This is a genomic window from Variovorax sp. PDC80 (genome assembly GCF_900115375.1).
In the GTDB taxonomy this organism is placed as follows: domain Bacteria; phylum Pseudomonadota; class Gammaproteobacteria; order Burkholderiales; family Burkholderiaceae_C; genus Variovorax.
This window is the reverse complement of the sequence record NZ_FOWG01000005.1, coordinates 275,287-290,713: the sequence shown is the minus strand read 5'-3', so window position 1 is coordinate 290,713 and position 15,427 is coordinate 275,287. Positions and strand designations below refer to the sequence as shown.

The window sequence follows — 15,427 nt, the reverse complement described above, 5'->3', positions numbered from 1 at the left end:
AACCGTAGCGAGCGCCCCGAGGTCGCGCCGAGGACCGGAGCCGTACCTTGTACGGTGAGGACCGCAGGTGCGAGATCGGGGCGCGCAGCAGGTTTATTCACATCTTGTCAGCCCAGCGGCAGGCGCAGGTAGCTTCCCTTCAGCGGCTGCTGCCCCGCGCCCGGCTTGCTCCAGTCGCACACGCCGGCCGGGAAGATGGTCTTGAGCCGCGTCTCCTCGGCACCGCTGAAGGTCGCCGTGTAGTCGGCCATCGCGACCGGCTTGAGCTGGCACTTGAGCACGTCGTTCACGAGCGGCGAACCGGCCACGATGCGCGGCGTGCTGAAGCGCGGATAGACCACGTTGCACTTCGCGGCCGGGTCTTGCGACGCGACCTCGTCGATGCGCTTGTTGCTCTTGTCCCAGCAGGCGTCGTTGGCGCCCGCGGGCTTGTTGCGCACCACCTTGTCGGTCGAGGCCGCGGCGCTGTCGGCCGCCATGTTGTCGAGCCACTTGTTCATCAGGTCGATGGAATCGCCCACGTAGCTGAGGATCGAGGTCGACGAACCCAGCGTCCAGATGATCTGGTTGTCGCTGCGGCCGTTGGCGCGCTGCAGCCGCGCGCGGATGATCAGGTCCTGCAGCGTGTCGTGGATGTCGCCGGTCGCATCGGCATTGCCGCGCTGCGTGATGATCGGGATGTTCGCGAGGCCCGGGCCCGAGAAGCTGTTCTTGAAGCCGCCCGAATAGGTCGCCTCGAGCGCGCCGGCATCGGCCTGCGAGCGTGCCGCCTGCACGTTGCCGTCGCGGTCGTAGCCGCCGACCTTCTCGTTGAGGTCGAGGAACTCCTTCACCGAGATCGTGCCCTTGTTGAGCGCGGCCAGGCCGTACTGCACGCCGACGTTGTCGATCGGGCGACGCGCTTCCTGCGTGCCGGGGCGCTTGCCCAGCAGGTTGAGGTTGGTCTGGAACAGGTCGCAGCGCACGCCGTTCGGGTTGGTCGCGCGGTTGAACACGTTGGCCGCATTGCCGGGCTCGAGGAAGCCGCAGCCCACCGCGTTGTCGGACTTGATGATGCTTGCGAAAGACGCGTCCCAGGCCCCGCAGGTGCCCTGGTTGAAGCCATTGACCGCGACCTGCTTGGCCGGCGTCCAGGTCGCCATGTCGAGTCCGTAGACGTTGTTGAGCAGCCGGCACTCCATCACCTCGGGCATCAGCGTCTCGGGGAACGAGACGATCGGCTGGATGCCGTCGAGCAGCCCCGGGTAGAGCTGCGCGATCAGGTACTGCTGGATCGCGCCGCCCGAGCCGCCGATGCCCGCGGTCCACTTCGGCACCTCGCCGAATTCCTCGATCACGTGCTCCTTGATCATCATCAGCGTCTCGCCCTGCAGGTGCGGGTTCGCGTGCTGGTTGTTCCACAGCTCGGTCGAGTTGACGAAGGCGAAGCCGCGCGACAGGTAGATGTCGGCGATCGGGTCGAGGATCGACTCGATCGGGTGCACGCCCTGGTTGTATTGGGCCGAGCCGCAGCAGTCGAAGTAGGGCACCAGCTTCCTGTTCCAGCCCTTGCCGGGCTTCCAGGTGGCGGGCGCGTCCTTCGCCGGGTTGTCGAGCACCGCGAGGCGGTACACGCCGCGGTTGATGGTGCCCGACTCCACGCGCACGATGTAGGGCACGGTGACGCCGTCGTTGGTGGTGGTGTCGGCCAGGTCGGCCGGGCGCGTGCCGGTCGGGTCGGCCAGCGGCTTGAAGCTGCCGGTCTTGCTGCGGTAGTACCAGACCACCTGCGTGGTGGCCGAGCAGTTGGCGTCGAGCGCCACGCCCAGGCCGTTCTGCACCGTGCGGCATTCGTAGGGCGTGATGTGCGGGCCCGAGAGGATCGGGCCGGTGATCGGGTAGTTGACCAGCTTGAGCTCGGTGCGCTGCTCGGGCTTGTCGGCGTTGGTCACGACGATCAGGTTCTCCTTGCCGGTGGCCGAGGCCGGGTCTTCGGCGAGGCCCGTGACCAGGCCGCGCAGCGTGCGCGTGGCGGCATCGCGCGTGCTCAGCTGCGCGCTCACGTCCTTGCCGTTGAGGCTCACGCGCACCTTGTCGGTCGCCACGCCCTCGGGCGCGCGCACCTCGAGCAGCGTGTCGCCGCCGCTCACCATCTCGGGCCTGGACGACAGCGTGCGCACGTCGAAGGCGGCCGGGGCGGGCGGCGGCGCGGGCGGTGGCGGCGCGACCGGCAGGAACACCGCGCCGCTGTCCGAGCTGCCGCCGCAGCTGGCGAGCAGCGCGGCCGCGGCAATGGCCAGTGCCGCGACGGAGCCGGCGCGAAGGGCCGGCCACGGAGAAACCCGCTTGCGCGGTGCGTGGGGGATGGCGAACATGATGTCTCCTGTGTTGGTGTCGATCTCCACAAAGATTAAGGAGCGGCACGCGGCACCACGGTCGTTGCGACGACAGATGAGGCGTGAATTGCTACAGGTAATCCCTGATTCCCCGCAGGCCGCGGCGTGCCTCGAGGGCATGGTGCGGCGCTCCCGGTGGGCGGCCGGTCTTTCTTCTTCCGATCTCGAGCGCGTGCTGGGCGGCATGCAGGAGCGCCAGTACGCGCGCGGTGCCTGCATCGCGGGCGCGGGCCAGGTGGTCGAGCACTGGATGGCGCTGATCGACGGCTTCGCGAAGATGTCGGTGGCCTCCGAGGACGGCCGCGTGTCGACGCTCACGGGCGTGTCGGCGGGTGTGTGGTTCGGCGAGGGCTCGCTGTTCAAGCACGAGGCGCGCCGCTACGACGTGTTCGCGCTGCGGCCCACGCGCGTGGCGCTGATGCCGCGCCGCACCTTCGACTGGCTGCGCGAGACCAGCGTGCCCTTCAACCACTACCTGCAGGAGCTGCTCAACGCGCGGCTGAGCCTGTTCATCGGCGCGCTCGCGCACGAGCGCCTGCTCGACACCGACGCGCGCGTGGCCAACTGCCTCGCGAGCCTGTTCAATCCCGAGCTCTATCCCGATGCGCCGCGCCACCTGCAGGTGGGGCAGACCGAGATCGGCCTGCTCGCCAACGTCTCGCGCCAGCGCGTGAACGTCGCGCTGCAGCGGCTGCAGGCGCTGGGGCTGATCCGGCTCGAGAAGCGCGGGCTCACCGTGCTCGACCTCACGGGCCTGGGCAACTACCGCGTGTCCTACGACGGCCCCGCGCTGGCCGAGGACGCGGCCTCCGCACGCCGCGCCTGACGCGCTTCCGGCGCCGCCCGACCCCTCGGTCGGTGGCTGGAAATGAATTCTTTTTGCTACATTTCGTCGATGAATCTCACGACAGACGCCGCGGCCGCCCCGTACCAGGACCTGGGCGAAGTGCTTCGCCAGCGCGGCGTGCAGGAGGCGCTGCGCTGCCTCAACGCCGAGGTGCCGCACCGCTACACCGCCGTCTTCGTGCTCGACGGCGACCTGCTGCGCAACCTCTACATGGTCGACAAGCTCGGCGAGGCGCGCCCCGAACAGCTCGCCGTGGTGCCGCTGGGCAGCAGCTTCTGCCAGTTCGTGCTGCGCGACGGCCTTCTGTGCACCGAGGATTCGCGCGAGGAGCGGCTGCTCGACGGCAGCCCCTACCAGGGCATGGTGATCGCCTACCACGGCGTGCCGCTGACCCATGGCGACGGCCGGCTGGCCGGCACGCTGTGCCACTTCGACCTGGTGCGCCAGAGTCTCAGCGAGGCGCAGTTCGAGCGGCTGCAGCAGGCCGGGCGCCTGCTGTCGGACCCCGTGCTGCGCGCGGCGGCGCAGGGCGAGGGCGGCTGACCGGGCCCGCGGACCCGATCGACGCCGCCTCGTTGCCGCGGCCCGATCAGCCCGGCGCGACCGCGTAGCTCTGGAAGGTGCCCTTTAGCGGCACCTGCCCGACACCCGGCTTGGTCCAGTCGCACACGCCGCTGGAGAACACGGTCCGCAGCCGGGCGAGCTGCGTGGGCGTGAGGGTCTGGGCGTAGTCCGACGCCAGCACCGGCTTCAGCTGGCACTTGTTGATGTCGTTCGTCAGCGGCGCGCCGGCCTGCTGGCGCGGCTCGCCATGCAGCGGGTACATCGTGGCGCAGGTGCCGGTGGCGCCATAGGCCGGCGATTCCTCGTACTTGGTGCCGCTGCCGTCGAAGCAGGCGTCCACCGCGGCCCGGGGCTTGTGCGCCACCACCTTGTCGGTGGTCAGCGGCGCCGGGTCGGCGGCGATGCCGTCGAGCCACTGCGTCATCACGTCGAGCGACAGCGCGGCCAGCGGATAGCCGGTGCGCGGGCCGACCCAGATCACCTGGTTGTCGATGCGGCCGTTGGCGCGCTGCAGCCGCGCGCGCACCACCAGGTCGCGCTCGTGCGAATGGATGTCGCCCGAGGCATCGTTGTAGGTGCGCGAATGCAGGATCGGCACGAAGGCCAGGCCGCCGCCGCCCGAGTTGACCAGGCCGCTCGCATAGGCGCGCTCGAGCGCGAGCGCATCGCCCACGGTGCGCTGCGGCACTGGCTTGCCGTCCTTGTCGTAGCCGCCGACCTTCTCGTTGAGCGTCACGAACTCCTCGGCGCTGATCGCCCCCTTGTTGAAAGCCTCGAGCCCGTACTGCACGCCGACGTTGTCGAGCGGGCTGCGCGCGAAGCCGGTGATCGGGTCGCGGCCCATGATGTTGGTGCGCATGTCGGAGGTGGTGCAGCGCGCGCCGGTCGGGTTGTTGATCGGGTCGTAGACCTTCGAGACGTCCTTGAGCGCGCAGCCGGCCGCGTTGGTCGCGACGATGGTGTTGACGAAGCTCAGGTCCCAGGCGCGGCAGGTGCCGTTGGTGAAGCCGTCGACGGCCGTGCGCTTCGCATTGGTCCAGGTCGCGGTGTCGGCCTTGTAGACGTTCTCCAGCAGCCGGCAGTCGGCCACGTGCAGGCTGCCGTCGGGGAAGGTCAGCGAGGGCTGCAGGCCGTCGAGCAGGCCCGGGTAGATCTGCGTGATGACCAGTTGCTGGATCGCGCCGCCCGAACCGCCCGAGCCCGCGGTCCAGCGCGGCACGCCGTAGGTCTCGATGAAGCGCTCCTTCAGCATCATCAGCGTCTCGCCCTGCAGCACCGCGTTGCCGCGCTGGCCGTTCACGAGTTCGGTCGAGATCATGTAGGCGAAGCCGCGCGACAGGTGCAGGTCGCTCAGCGCATCGGTGGCCTGGTTCACGCCCTGGTTGTACTGCGTGCCCGCGCCGCCGCCGAAGCTCACCACCAGCCGGCCGTTCCAGCCCGCGGCGGGCTTGTAGCCGGTGGGTACCGCGGTCTCGGCCGTGGGATCGTCGAGCAGCGCGATGCGGTAGATCGTGCGGCCCACCGTGCCCGAGTCCACGCGCACGATGTAGGGCACCGTCTTGCCCTCGATGGTCGTGGTCTGCGCCAGGTCGGACGGGCGCGCGAGCGGATCGGCCAGCGGCTTGAAGCTGCCGGCCGGCGTGCGGTAGAAGTAGTCGAAGCGCCGCGTCGCCGAGCAGTTCGCATCGAGCGGCGTGCCCATGTTCGATTCGACGGTGCGGCATTCGTAGGGCGTGAGCAGCGCGCCCGCGAGGATCGGGCCGGTGTCGGGATAGTTGGTGAGCACCAGTTCGGCATTCGAGGACGCGCGGCCCTCGGCGCTCGCCTTCACCGCCAGCGTATTGGCGCCCGTGGCCAGGCCCTTGATCATGCCGCGCAGGTTGCCGTTCGCATCGCGCGCGAACTGGGCCGTCACCGGCTTGCCGTTCAGCGTGAGCTCCAGTCCCGAGGCCGTCGCGCCCGCGGGCGCCTTCACCTCGACCAGCGCATCGCCGCCGCTCACGAACTGCGGCTTGGACGACAGCACCGTGATCGAGGCCTGGTCGAGCGCCGCCGGCGCCGAGGGCGGCGGCGAGGCCGGCACGACGGGGATGAAGCCCCCGCCGCCGCCGCCATCGCCGCCGCAGGCGGCCAGCAGCGCCGCGCAGGCGATACCGAGGGAAAGGATGCGTGCCGGCCGCGCAAGCGGCGGCGCGGTTCGCGTCGAACCGAGCGTTTGTCTCATGGTGTTCTTCTTTCGTGGGACGGATGATGTCGACGCGCACGGCCTGATCGAGCCCTCGCCGCACGGCGTCGGCTTCACTCTATGCAGCGCATGCGGTCCCGTGTTCTCCGATCGCGCCAACTTCATTTGCCAATCACGCCATGTCTCACGCCATGCCCATGCCTTCCGCCGCGGGATCCGCTTCAACGGCCTTCGCGGGCCGGCCCACCTTGCCGATCTCCTACGTCAGGGATTTCCTCGCGGGACTGCCGATCGATGCGCCGACCCTGCACGGCATGCTGCACCTGGCCACGATCTCGCCCACGCTGCTCGCACAGCGGCATGGCCGCGTCACCGAGGAGCAGTTCGCCGAGCTGTTCCGCAGCGTGGCGCTGCACATGGACGACGAGATGCCCGGGCTCTATGCGCGGCCGCTGCGCTGCGGCACGCTCAAGGTGCTGAGCATCCTGATTCTCGATGCGCCCACCTTGCAGGTCGCCATCAAGCGATGGATGCAGTTCAACCGCGTGCTCGACGACGGCTCGGTGTTCACCCTGCATCGCGACGAGCAGGAGGCCGTGATCCGCATCGATGCCTATCCGCGCCAAGCCCGCAGCGCGCGCCTGGTGCAGGAGCTGCACATGAAGCTGGTGCACGGCCTGTGCTCGTGGATCATCGGCGCGCGCATCGAACTCGAGCGCATCGACTTCGGCTTCGCGCGGCCCGACGATGCCGCCGACTACCTCTTCATGTTCCCCGGCCCCGCGCGCTTCGGGCAGCCCGTCACGGCCATGGTCTTCGACCCGAAGTACCTCGACCGGCCGGTGCGCCGCCGCTCCGGCCTCGAGCTGCGCGACCTGCTGCATCGCGCGCCGCTCGACTGGCTGTTCGTGCCGCCGAGCGCCGACAGCGCCGCGCACCGCGTGCGCGGCTGGCTGCAGGCACGGCTGGGCGAGGACTGCGACATCGCCCATGTGGCGGGTGCCTTCGGCCTGTCGGCGCGCACCCTCGTGCGGCATCTGCAGGCCGAAGGCGCGACCTTCCAGGACATCAAGGACGCGCTGCGCCGCGACGTCGCCATCGAGCGGCTCACGCGCGGCTCCGAGCCGCTGATCTCGATCGCCTCGGACCTCGGTTTCTCGAGCGTGGCCGCCTTCCATCGCGCGTTCCGGCGCTGGACCGGCGGCACGCCGGGCGACTACCGCGAAGGGGGCGAAGCGATGGAGCGCAGCTTCGCGCGCGAGGCGAGGCCCGCGAAGACCGCGCTCGCGTACCGCGAGGGCGCGGCGGCCTGAGCGCGCCGCGTCCTCTTCGCGAGCTCAGGGCGCGTAGGCCGCCGAGCGGCAGGGCGCGCCGCCGCAGACGTCGACCACCTTGCCGGTGCTGCGCAGGAACTCCGACTTCTGCTGCCGCGCGGCCGGCGTGGCGCGCGGATCCTCGTGCGGATCGCTGCCGGCCGTGGGCGCGAGGTTGTCCTGCGGCGGTGGCGGCAGGCGGCCCGGGCCGCTGTCCCACACCACCATCGCGGAGCCGTCGTAGCCGCCGGCGCCCAGGTCCATGCACGAGAGCTGGAAGTAGGGCAGCGCGTCGGGATGGCGGCCGCTGGCCGTGGCCGGGCAGAAGAGTTTGGCGCCGATGGTGCGCGCCTCGACCTCGGCCGACCACATCGTGACCTGGTGGTCGCCGAAGGCCACGTGCATCAGCACCTTGTGCGCCGGTGTGCCGGGCAGCGGCTTGTCGGTCATCGCCTGCGCATAGCCGCTGGCCTCGGCGCGGTCCCACAGCGTCTGCCACAGCGAGAAGATGAACTGCTGGTCGAGGCTGTCGGGGTAGGCGGCGTAGACCATGGTCGCGAACTCGGGGAAGTCCGCGCTGCGCTCGAGCAGCAGCGAGTAGTTCATGCCGGGCACGCCGAGCACGCCGCGGTGGATGTCCTGCGCCACGCTCATCAGCATGCCGCCGAGGATGCCGCCCTGGCTGTTGCCGTCGTAGAACAGCTCGCTGGTGTCGAGCACGCTGCGCGGCGTGGTGCCCATCTGGAAGGCGGCATTGCTGCCGAAGCCCTTGGCGCTTTGCATCGCGCGGCCCAGCATCAGCATGTTGAGCACGCCCTGCTGCGTGGTGTCGAAGGGCACGCGTGCGTTCGACAGGTCGAAGAAGCCGAACACCGAGGGCACGATCTCGGTCTGCGAGAAGCCGTACCAGTTGGTCGCGCAGAACACGAAGTTGTGCTCGTTGCTCATGTCCTTCACGTTGCTGGCATTGACCTCGGTCGGCTTGCCGAACAGGCCATGGCCGTAGAGCGAGATGCGCGCGGGGTTGATGCTGCCGTCGGGGTTGAGTGCGGCGCGCGGGATGTTGCAGATGAAGGGCACGGTGAGCGTCGAATGGCCGTCCCACACCGGCGTGTCGTACACGCCCGGCGTGGCCGAGGCGTAGCGGAAGGTCTCCAGCGGCAGCGGCTTGTCGCCGAGCGTGTCGAAGGCGGCCTTGACGGCCGGCACCGACAGCGCGCCGCCGCCCAGGTAGGGCGCCACCGCGGCGATCACCGGCGTGATGTCGGCCGTGCCGGCCGTGGGGGCCGCCACGAAGCTCGGCACCGTGAGCGTGCCCTCGATGTGGCGCGCGATGCGCGCGTCCTGCGCGGGCGTCAGGTCCTGCACCGTCGTCACCTTGAAGCCGGGCGTGCCGTCCGTGAGTGCCGCGAAGCCGGCATCGCGGATCGCGAGCATGCGGCCCGTGATGCTGCGCTGCGAACCCACCGTGAAGTCCCAGGCCAGGTAGAGCGGCTCGCGCGCCACGCCCGCGCGCTGCAGCGTCGAGAGGATGCTCTCCATGTGCGCTCGGCGATCGTTCACGAAGCCCAGCGCGCTCTCGTGGCGGTCGCGGTAGATGCGGAACGCGGGCCCGGCCTCGATGGTCTTGCCGGCGGCATCCTTCATGTTGCGCATCGCCACGATGTAGCGATGGCCCCATTCGAGGTTCTTCGCCACGCGGATGTTGAGGCTCTGCCGGTCGCTCGCGCTGACGTTGTTCTTGTCGAGCTCGACCCAGATCAGCTTCTGCTCGAGCGTGTCGGCATCGATCAGCACCACGGGCGCGTCTGCCTTGAGCGAGGCCGAGAGATCGCCGATGCCCGGCGCGCCGGTGCGCGCGAGGTCCACGCCCGGCACGCGCGTCACGATCATCGCGCCCGGCGAGAAGCCGTCGTTGCGGTTCCATTCGGTGGTGTCGATCGGCTTGTTGCGCACCACCTCGCTGCGCGGCATCGAGGCCGTCTGCAGGTTCAGCCGGCGGCCGGTGTCGGTGCTGGCATCGGCCACCGTGTAGTAGTCGTTGGGAAACGGCAGCATGCAGTGCGCGGGATCGAGGAAGTCGCAGCGCTGCGCCGTGGTGGCCGTGTCGGCGGGCAACTGGCTGTCGATGCTCGCGAGCATCGGCGGATCGCTAGGCGGCGGGTTGCCGGTGCCGGGGCCCGATGGGGGCGGAAAGCCGGCGAAGCCGAAGCTGGAGCCTCCACCGCCGCCGCCGCAGCCGGACAGCGCCGCCATCGTGGCCAGCAGCGCCGTGCCGGCGAGCAGGCGCCAGCGGCGTGGCCGGCGGGAGGTCGTGGTCCTGTCGTGAAGCAGGTCGGGGCGCGCAGGGGCCTGCGCGCGATCGGGCATCGGCATGGGTCGTTGTCTCCTGTTGTGTCTTCTCGAAGGCCCGGGCCGCCACATGGCGCGGCCATCCGCGGGCTCCCGCACTCTACGGACGGGTTGCCGCGTGCGCCATTGGCAAGGTGCCCTGCCGGGCTGTGCATCTGCACAAGGGCGGGTGCCCTCGGCGCGATGGCCTCAGTGCAGCGCCGAGGTCCCGCCGCGGCCCAGGCGGCGCTGGCGCAGCGCGAGGTACATCCGCGAGAGCCAGGCCATGTCGTCCAGCCGCGCGCCGAGCAGCGACTCGATGTGCGCGAGCCGGTGCAGCAGCGTGTTGCGGTGGATGCCGAGCGCGGCCGCGGTCGCCTTGTGGTTCTGCCGGTGGTCGAAATAGCTCTCGAGCGTCTCGAGCAGCGGCGGCTCGGCCGCGAGGGCCGCGATCATCTCGTTGCACAGCGCCGAGACCTCGGTCGACTGGCGCATCAGCGTGTCGAGCGCGAATTCGGAATAGCAGAAGCTGGCGTCGTTGCGGCGCAGGCGCTGCCCCATCTCGATCGCCGCCAGCGCCTGTTCGGCACTGCCGCGCCAGCCCGCGGCGCCCTGCGACGGCAGCCCCAGGCCCGCTGCCTCGATGCTCGGGCGCAGCCGCATCGCCTGCTCGATGCTCGCGAGCAGCCGGCGCTCGCGCGCATCGGCCGCTTCGCCGGGAGGCGCCGGCAGCCAGGCCACCCAGTGGCCGCGATGCAGCGCCAGCGCGACCGGCCCCAGGTCTTCGCGCACCGCCGCGGCCACCGCTTCGAGCACCCGCTCGCCGGCCTCGGGCGTGGTCGGTTCGAGCGGCATCGGCCGCAGCGCCAGCGCCACGTGCGGCTGGTCGGCCTGGATGCCCAGCGCCTGCGCCGCGTCGTCGAAGGCGCCGACCCAGGTCGGATCGAACACCGCCGCCGCGAGTCGGGCCTGCATCTGCGCCTTCCAGCGCATCTCGCGCGTGTGCTCGGCCAGGTAGGCATCGCTCACCGTGCGGCTCAGCAGGTCGCTGTAGTACAGCAGGAAGGGCGAGACGCGGAACAGCACCTCGTCGCACAGCGCGGGATGGGGCCGCACGTGCGCGAGCAGCGCGTCCATGTACACGCGCGTGCCCGTGCGGTAAGCCTGCAGCAGCGCCGACAGCGAGAGCGCCTGCGCATGGCGGCGCTGGCTGAAGCGGCCGATCCATTGCAGGTCGTCGTCGTGCGGCTTGTCGCGGATCAGCAGCGCGTCGTACCAGAGCTCCGCGTTGCGCAGGCCCACGCGGTAGACGTCATGCGCGAGCGCCTGGCCCAGCGCGCCGTACTCGGGAATGCTGCCGCGCAGCGTGTCGAGCATGTGCGTCGAGAGGTTCGGGCTGTCGCGGCGCAGTTCGCGGACCAGTCCGCGCAGCCCGGGCGACAGCGGTTCCATCGCGGGCAGGCTCATGCGCTCGGGCGTGGGCGAGTTCTCCATGCGGGATTTGTCTCCATCTCTTCGTGCCGTGCCGCTCGTATGGCGGCTGGCCGACAGTGTCGGATGGGGAGGAGAGGGGGCGCAAGAGTGCTTGCCAGAAGCACGACGGGCCGCGTTGCGCGGCCCGTGGTCAGGTGTGTGGAGCGGGTGAAGGGAATCGAACCCTCGTATGAAGCTTGGGAAGCTGCCGTTCTACCATTGAACTACACCCGCGTGGGGGCGGATTCTAGCGTGCCTGTCAAACCGTCGTCGCCAGAGATGACGGCGATGCAGGGCGCGCCGTCAGCGAATGTTGGAAAGAATCTCCCTTTCCAGAACACCGGAAGCTTGGCACGTTGCCGTATCTCCGAACTCGTTGCTGGGTGGGAAGCTCGCAGAAGTGTTTGTGTTGAAGTTCACGACGTCGCTGCGGCTTTGCGATTTCTCGCGGACATCTCGAACCGTCAGATCGCGCTTGACGACATACCGGGTATTGGCAGAGACACGGGTCTGATCGGGTCCGACCTCTTCGAAGATCAGGTTGACTCGACCTTCGAGATTCATCTGCCGGTTCAGGAAGAACAGGTTGGATGTCATCACCTCATACGTCATCTGCTGCTTTGACGCCGCGAAGTCGTAAGTGCGCTCGCCCCGAGCGTTTTTCACATAGGACACGATACGGCCGCAATCGATGTACTTTTCCGGGTCGCCCGTATAGCTGATGTTGATGAGCCCGGATGACTTGTCCAGATTGTTGATGACGAAGAACTCCTTGCCGAGTTGCGGGACGGCGGCGTCCCATACGGCTTGGCGCGGCTTGTTGATGATCTTGCTGTTCTCAGCCGCGCCGAGCGCGGGCGGTCGGATGTAGTCGAGCTTGCCCGCGCAACCAGCCAGCGCGGAGGCCAAAGCGATAGCGACAACGATTCGATTCACGGCTTCTCCACTCCATTCAATTGATCGTCGTAGTGTAACGACGTGTCATTCATCGAGGAGGCGGGCATCGGCATGCGCGACGAGCGTGCTTGGCGTCCTTCGGTTCCGCGAAATCCTTGAGCTACCGGGCTCGGCCCATCTGTAGCGCTTTCAAGGGTTCATGGGCCGAGAGTTCGATCGGCGGCGAGAGCGCGAAGACCCTAGGTGCCATCGCGGGAGGGCGAACGCGGACCGCGCCATCAGGTCCGGCCGTTTCATTGAATTCCTCGTGCCGTTCGCGCCGCCACGCATCCCGCTTCCATGAAGCAGTTTGCTTGGGACGAAGTCTTCCTTGGCGGCGTAGCTTTGGGCGTAAGTTTGGTGAGGTTGCCGCGCCTACAGCTTGGGGCTTGCACCAATTCCACGGCACAACCGCTGCCGGGTTTCTCCAAAGTCCTGTCTGGAGTCGCGCATCACGTCCTGTGCCTTGTACAGCCGCGCATCCCCGAGTTCCGTGGCGCCGTCGTATACCCAGGCCCAGCCACCAGCGATCATGTGCCGCGCAACATCCTCGTCTCGGCACTCGACGCCCGCGACGGCCTGGCCGTTCCGGTCCGTCGAGCGGCGGTAGACCTTCGCCATGTCGCGAAGGCAAAGCTCGCTCAGGGCCTGCCTCGCACGCTGCCCGAACGGCTGGTTTTTCTCGGGCGCGTCGATGGCGGCAATGCGCACCTTGATTCGCTCGTGGCTGCCGGTGCCGCCGCATCGCGCGGTGAGCGTATCGCCGTCGTTGACGCTCACGACGAGGCAGGTGCGGGGCTCGGCGTTAGCCAAGAGGGGCAGGGCGGCCAGGACGAGCGCGCGCAGCATCACGCGCCCCGGCGTCCGATGAGGCCACCCACCGCCCGCGCCCCCAACGACACCTCCCCCTCAAGGTTCCGCACCAGGCTCTCCCGATCCGCCTGGGTCCGCTGCTGGGAAAGAAAGCGCTTGCCGGTCAAGGCCTGGATCTCGATCTCGAAACCCACGAGCCGCCGAGCCGTCTCGTTGAGGAATTCGGGCGATGCGTCGTCCACCGACCAAGGCTGCGGCCGGCCCGCCTCCTGCGCCGCGGTCAGCGCGGCAAGGTGGGCGCGCATCCAGTCGGCGTCGTCGATGAAGCGCAGCCGCCCTTGCGCCTGCACCACCACGTAGTTCCAGCTCGGCGCATTGCGGCCGCTGCGCTGTCCGTTGACGTACCAGCGCGGGGAAATGTAGGCGTTGGGGCTTTGGAAGACGGCGGTGACTTCGGTCTCTTTCGGATCCTCCGCCCACAGCGAATGGCTTCGCGCCACGTGGCCCGACAGCAGGCCATGCGCGCCGCGGTCCGCGAGGTGCAGGGGCAGCAGGTTCGCGTCGATCTTGCCCGACCGGGCGACGACGACGGTGGCGAGCGGGTAGTCGCGCATGAGCCGGTGCAACTCCTCGCGCCCGGTCATGGCGAACAGCGGTTGGACGTGCATGCGCCGCGCTACTTCGCGCCGCTGACCAGCGTCTGCACCGTCGCGCGTGAGATCGCGGCGATGTGCGCGTCAATCGCCGTCACCACCGGCTGGAACTCGGCCTTGCTCAACTGGTTGAAGTCCTTCGGTTCCGCGAAGTCCTTGAGCTGCCGCACGCGGCCCGCCTGCAGCGTCTTCAAGGGCTCGTAGGCCGAGAGCTCGATCGGAGGGGCGAGGGCGAAGACCTTGGCCTCCATCGCGGGCACGGCGGAATAGCGCGTCGAGCCGAACATGCTGCGGGTGAAGAGTCCCGAATTGGCCATGTAGCTCTCGGCGCAGGGGCCGCCGCTGCACTCCATGCGCGTCAGGGTGCGCTTGCCCTCGACCACGACGACCGCCGCGATCTGTTCCTCCTTGAGCTTCTGCATCGCCCAGGACTGGGCCGGGTTGGCGCGCCAGCCATCGTTCTGCGAGACCGCGAGCGCATTGACGGTGGTGGTGGCGTAGCTCGTGAGCCGCACGACCTGGAAGCCCGCCTTCTCGAGATCGGCCGTGAAGACGTCGTAGGTGCGCGACGTGGGGTTCCACGGAAACTGGTAGCCGGTCGAGAAGTTGTTGAAGACGGTGGTGCCCACGTGCATGTGCTGCGCGGGCGCCGGCATGTTGACGAGCAGGCCGACCTTCGCGCCCTTGGGCAGCTTGCCGGCGTTGGGTGGAACGGGAGGCGCCGTGGTGCAGCCCGCGAGCGCGGCGGCGAGAACGGCAAGGGCCAGGAGGCGCTTCGGCATCGGTTGTCTCCTCGTATTTTTCTTGGGGGCGAATGCGCGCGGGTGCGGGCACGCGCCATTCTGCAAGTGCGTCGCGCGCGGCGGCAAGCCGCATCGGTCGCGGGCGGCACAATCGAAGGCTTTGCTACAGGAGATGGCGTGAGCCGACCGGAGATCTTTTCGCATGCGGCCCTCGCCGGCCCGCGCAAGTGGCGCTGGCTGCTGGCCATCACGATGGTCGCAGTGCTCGTGCTGAGCCTGCTGCCCCAGAACGTGCCGATGCCGAGCACCGGCTGGGACAAGTCCAACCACCTGCTGGCTTTCGCGACGCTCGGCGGGCTCGGCTGCTGGTCGTGGCCCGGACGGCTGCGCCTCGTGCTGCCCGCGCTGCTGGCCTATGGCGGATTGATCGAGGTGCTGCAGTCCTTCACGCCCGATCGCTCGGCGGAGTTCGAGGACCTGCTGGCGGACGCGATCGGGCTGCTGATCGGCGCGGCCGTCGCGGCCTTCCTGGCGAGCCGGCAGCGGCGGCGCGTCTGAGGCGGGCGGGCCACGGATCGAAAGCCCCAAAAAAACACCCGCCGAAGCGGATGAGGTGAGCATGTAGCTCAGGGGGAGGGAGGATTCGAGCGAAGTTTCCGATGAAAACAAAAGTTCAACGTCGGTACTTTCCCTGCCTTCGTGCCGCGTGGGCGACAGCGGCGATCCGGCCCGGATCCGGCCGCGATTCCGTGAACGATTTCCTCGTGTCTACGCCCGCGTGGCGCATGAGACTACAGACCGCCGCCGCCCATCGGCGAAGGATGGCTCCATCGCATCACATCCGAAAGGAGCATCCATGATGTTCGACTTCCTTCGTTCGAGCCCGACCGCCTACCTGAAGCGCGCAGCCACGCTGCTCGAGGAAGCGCAGATGGCGCGCATCGAGCACCAGGCCGCGGCCGAGCACCACAGCGCGCTGGCGCGCATGTACGCCGAGCGGGTGCGCCGCCTCGAGAGCGAGCTCTACCGGCCGCAGCAGCCCGTCGGCGCCGACGCGCCCAAGGTGTCCGAGGAGCGTCCGCAGCCGCAGCTCTACTCGCTCGATGCCAGCCGGCGTGCCGGCGCGACCTCGGCGAGCTGATACTGCGCGTCGACGACAAAACGGCCGCTGATGCGGCCGTTTTTCTTGGGGGC

At 69.1% G+C, this 15,427-nt stretch carries 13 protein-coding genes and 1 tRNA gene; 5 read left to right on the top strand and 9 right to left on the bottom strand.

All coding sequences use genetic code 11. The features are described 5' to 3' along the window. Window positions 1–107: 107 nt before the first annotated feature. Window positions 108–2,354 carry a DUF6351 family protein gene (locus BM109_RS17080; protein ID WP_143129184.1) on the bottom strand — a complete coding sequence of 749 codons (2,247 nt, stop codon included), beginning with the start codon at window positions 2,352–2,354 and terminating at the stop codon, window positions 108–110. 139 nt (window positions 2,355–2,493) lie between these two features. Here BM109_RS17080 and BM109_RS17075 point away from each other — a divergent pair, with 139 nt between their 5' ends. After that, window positions 2,494–3,201: a Crp/Fnr family transcriptional regulator gene (locus BM109_RS17075; RefSeq protein ID WP_256222614.1), complete on the top strand. Its 708-nt coding sequence runs from the start codon at window positions 2,494–2,496 to the stop codon at window positions 3,199–3,201. Between the two features lie 69 nt (window positions 3,202–3,270). Continuing rightward, the gene (locus tag BM109_RS17070) at window positions 3,271–3,765 is read left to right on the top strand and encodes a GAF domain-containing protein (protein ID WP_093344606.1); all 495 of its coding nucleotides are present in this window, start codon (window positions 3,271–3,273) and stop codon (window positions 3,763–3,765) included. A gap of 46 nt (window positions 3,766–3,811) precedes the next feature. On the opposite strand, the gene BM109_RS17065 is transcribed toward BM109_RS17070, so the two are convergent. Next, a complete protein-coding gene (locus tag BM109_RS17065) occupies window positions 3,812–6,010 on the bottom strand; it encodes a DUF6351 family protein (protein ID WP_093344603.1) in 2,199 nt (732 codons plus the stop codon). Window positions 6,011–6,162: 152 nt separating this feature from the next. On the opposite strand from BM109_RS17065, the gene BM109_RS17060 reads away from it, so the two are divergent. Then, complete coding sequence (locus BM109_RS17060; protein WP_177239367.1) at window positions 6,163–7,284, top strand: AraC family transcriptional regulator; 1,122 nt, start codon at window positions 6,163–6,165, stop codon at window positions 7,282–7,284. Between the two features lie 24 nt (window positions 7,285–7,308). Here the strand turns inward: BM109_RS17060 and BM109_RS17055 are convergent, their stop codons facing one another. The 7 genes from BM109_RS17055 to BM109_RS17025 form a co-directional block, all read right to left on the bottom strand. Then, entirely contained in the window at window positions 7,309–9,660 is a 2,352-nt protein-coding gene (locus BM109_RS17055; protein ID WP_093344597.1) for a hypothetical protein, read from the bottom strand. A 165-nt stretch (window positions 9,661–9,825) separates the two neighbouring features. Then, on the bottom strand, window positions 9,826–11,109 hold the full coding sequence (locus tag BM109_RS17050) for a PucR family transcriptional regulator (protein WP_093344594.1): 1,284 nt from the start codon (window positions 11,107–11,109) through the stop codon (window positions 9,826–9,828). A 139-nt stretch (window positions 11,110–11,248) separates the two neighbouring features. Next, window positions 11,249–11,322 (bottom strand) — tRNA-Gly (locus BM109_RS17045). Between the two features lie 69 nt (window positions 11,323–11,391). Further along, window positions 11,392–12,024 (bottom strand): hypothetical protein, encoded by a 633-nt coding sequence (locus BM109_RS17040; RefSeq protein WP_143129183.1) that lies wholly within the window; start codon window positions 12,022–12,024, stop codon window positions 11,392–11,394. Between the two features lie 375 nt (window positions 12,025–12,399). Continuing rightward, the gene (locus tag BM109_RS17035; RefSeq protein WP_093344588.1) at window positions 12,400–12,873 is read right to left on the bottom strand and encodes a thermonuclease family protein; all 474 of its coding nucleotides are present in this window, start codon (window positions 12,871–12,873) and stop codon (window positions 12,400–12,402) included. Further along, window positions 12,873–13,505, bottom strand: coding sequence for an FMN-binding negative transcriptional regulator (locus tag BM109_RS17030; RefSeq protein WP_093344585.1), 633 nt, complete (start codon window positions 13,503–13,505; stop codon window positions 12,873–12,875). The genes BM109_RS17035 and BM109_RS17030 overlap by 1 nt, the downstream gene beginning before the upstream one ends. An 8-nt stretch (window positions 13,506–13,513) precedes the next feature. Continuing rightward, entirely contained in the window at window positions 13,514–14,272 is a 759-nt protein-coding gene (locus BM109_RS17025; protein ID WP_093344582.1) for a hypothetical protein, read from the bottom strand. A 138-nt stretch (window positions 14,273–14,410) separates the two neighbouring features. Between BM109_RS17025 and BM109_RS17020 the strand changes: the two genes are divergently transcribed. Both BM109_RS17020 and BM109_RS17015 read left to right on the top strand, forming a co-directional pair. Further along, window positions 14,411–14,791 carry a VanZ family protein gene (locus tag BM109_RS17020; RefSeq protein ID WP_256222613.1) on the top strand — a complete coding sequence of 127 codons (381 nt, stop codon included), beginning with the start codon at window positions 14,411–14,413 and terminating at the stop codon, window positions 14,789–14,791. Between the two features lie 298 nt (window positions 14,792–15,089). Beyond that, on the top strand, window positions 15,090–15,374 hold the full coding sequence (locus BM109_RS17015) for a hypothetical protein (RefSeq protein ID WP_093344579.1): 285 nt from the start codon (window positions 15,090–15,092) through the stop codon (window positions 15,372–15,374). Window positions 15,375–15,427 lie beyond the last annotated feature (53 nt).

Excerpts from the sequence above, each read along its gene's own strand:
- BM109_RS17080 (WP_143129184.1), bottom strand. The coding sequence starts at position 2,354 with ATGTTCGCCATCCCCCACGCACCGCGCAAGCGGGTTTCTCCGTGGCCG.
- BM109_RS17075 (WP_256222614.1), top strand. The coding sequence starts at position 2,494 with ATGGTGCGGCGCTCCCGGTGGGCGGCCGGTCTTTCTTCTTCCGATCTC.
- BM109_RS17070 (WP_093344606.1), top strand. The coding sequence starts at position 3,271 with ATGAATCTCACGACAGACGCCGCGGCCGCCCCGTACCAGGACCTGGGC.
- BM109_RS17065 (WP_093344603.1), bottom strand. The coding sequence starts at position 6,010 with ATGAGACAAACGCTCGGTTCGACGCGAACCGCGCCGCCGCTTGCGCGG.
- BM109_RS17060 (WP_177239367.1), top strand. The coding sequence starts at position 6,163 with ATGCCCATGCCTTCCGCCGCGGGATCCGCTTCAACGGCCTTCGCGGGC.
- BM109_RS17055 (WP_093344597.1), bottom strand. The coding sequence starts at position 9,660 with ATGCCGATGCCCGATCGCGCGCAGGCCCCTGCGCGCCCCGACCTGCTT.
- BM109_RS17050 (WP_093344594.1), bottom strand. The coding sequence starts at position 11,109 with ATGGAGAACTCGCCCACGCCCGAGCGCATGAGCCTGCCCGCGATGGAA.
- BM109_RS17035 (WP_093344588.1), bottom strand. The coding sequence starts at position 12,873 with ATGCTGCGCGCGCTCGTCCTGGCCGCCCTGCCCCTCTTGGCTAACGCC.
- BM109_RS17030 (WP_093344585.1), bottom strand. The coding sequence starts at position 13,505 with ATGCACGTCCAACCGCTGTTCGCCATGACCGGGCGCGAGGAGTTGCAC.
- BM109_RS17025 (WP_093344582.1), bottom strand. The coding sequence starts at position 14,272 with ATGCCGAAGCGCCTCCTGGCCCTTGCCGTTCTCGCCGCCGCGCTCGCG.
- BM109_RS17015 (WP_093344579.1), top strand. The coding sequence starts at position 15,090 with ATGATGTTCGACTTCCTTCGTTCGAGCCCGACCGCCTACCTGAAGCGC.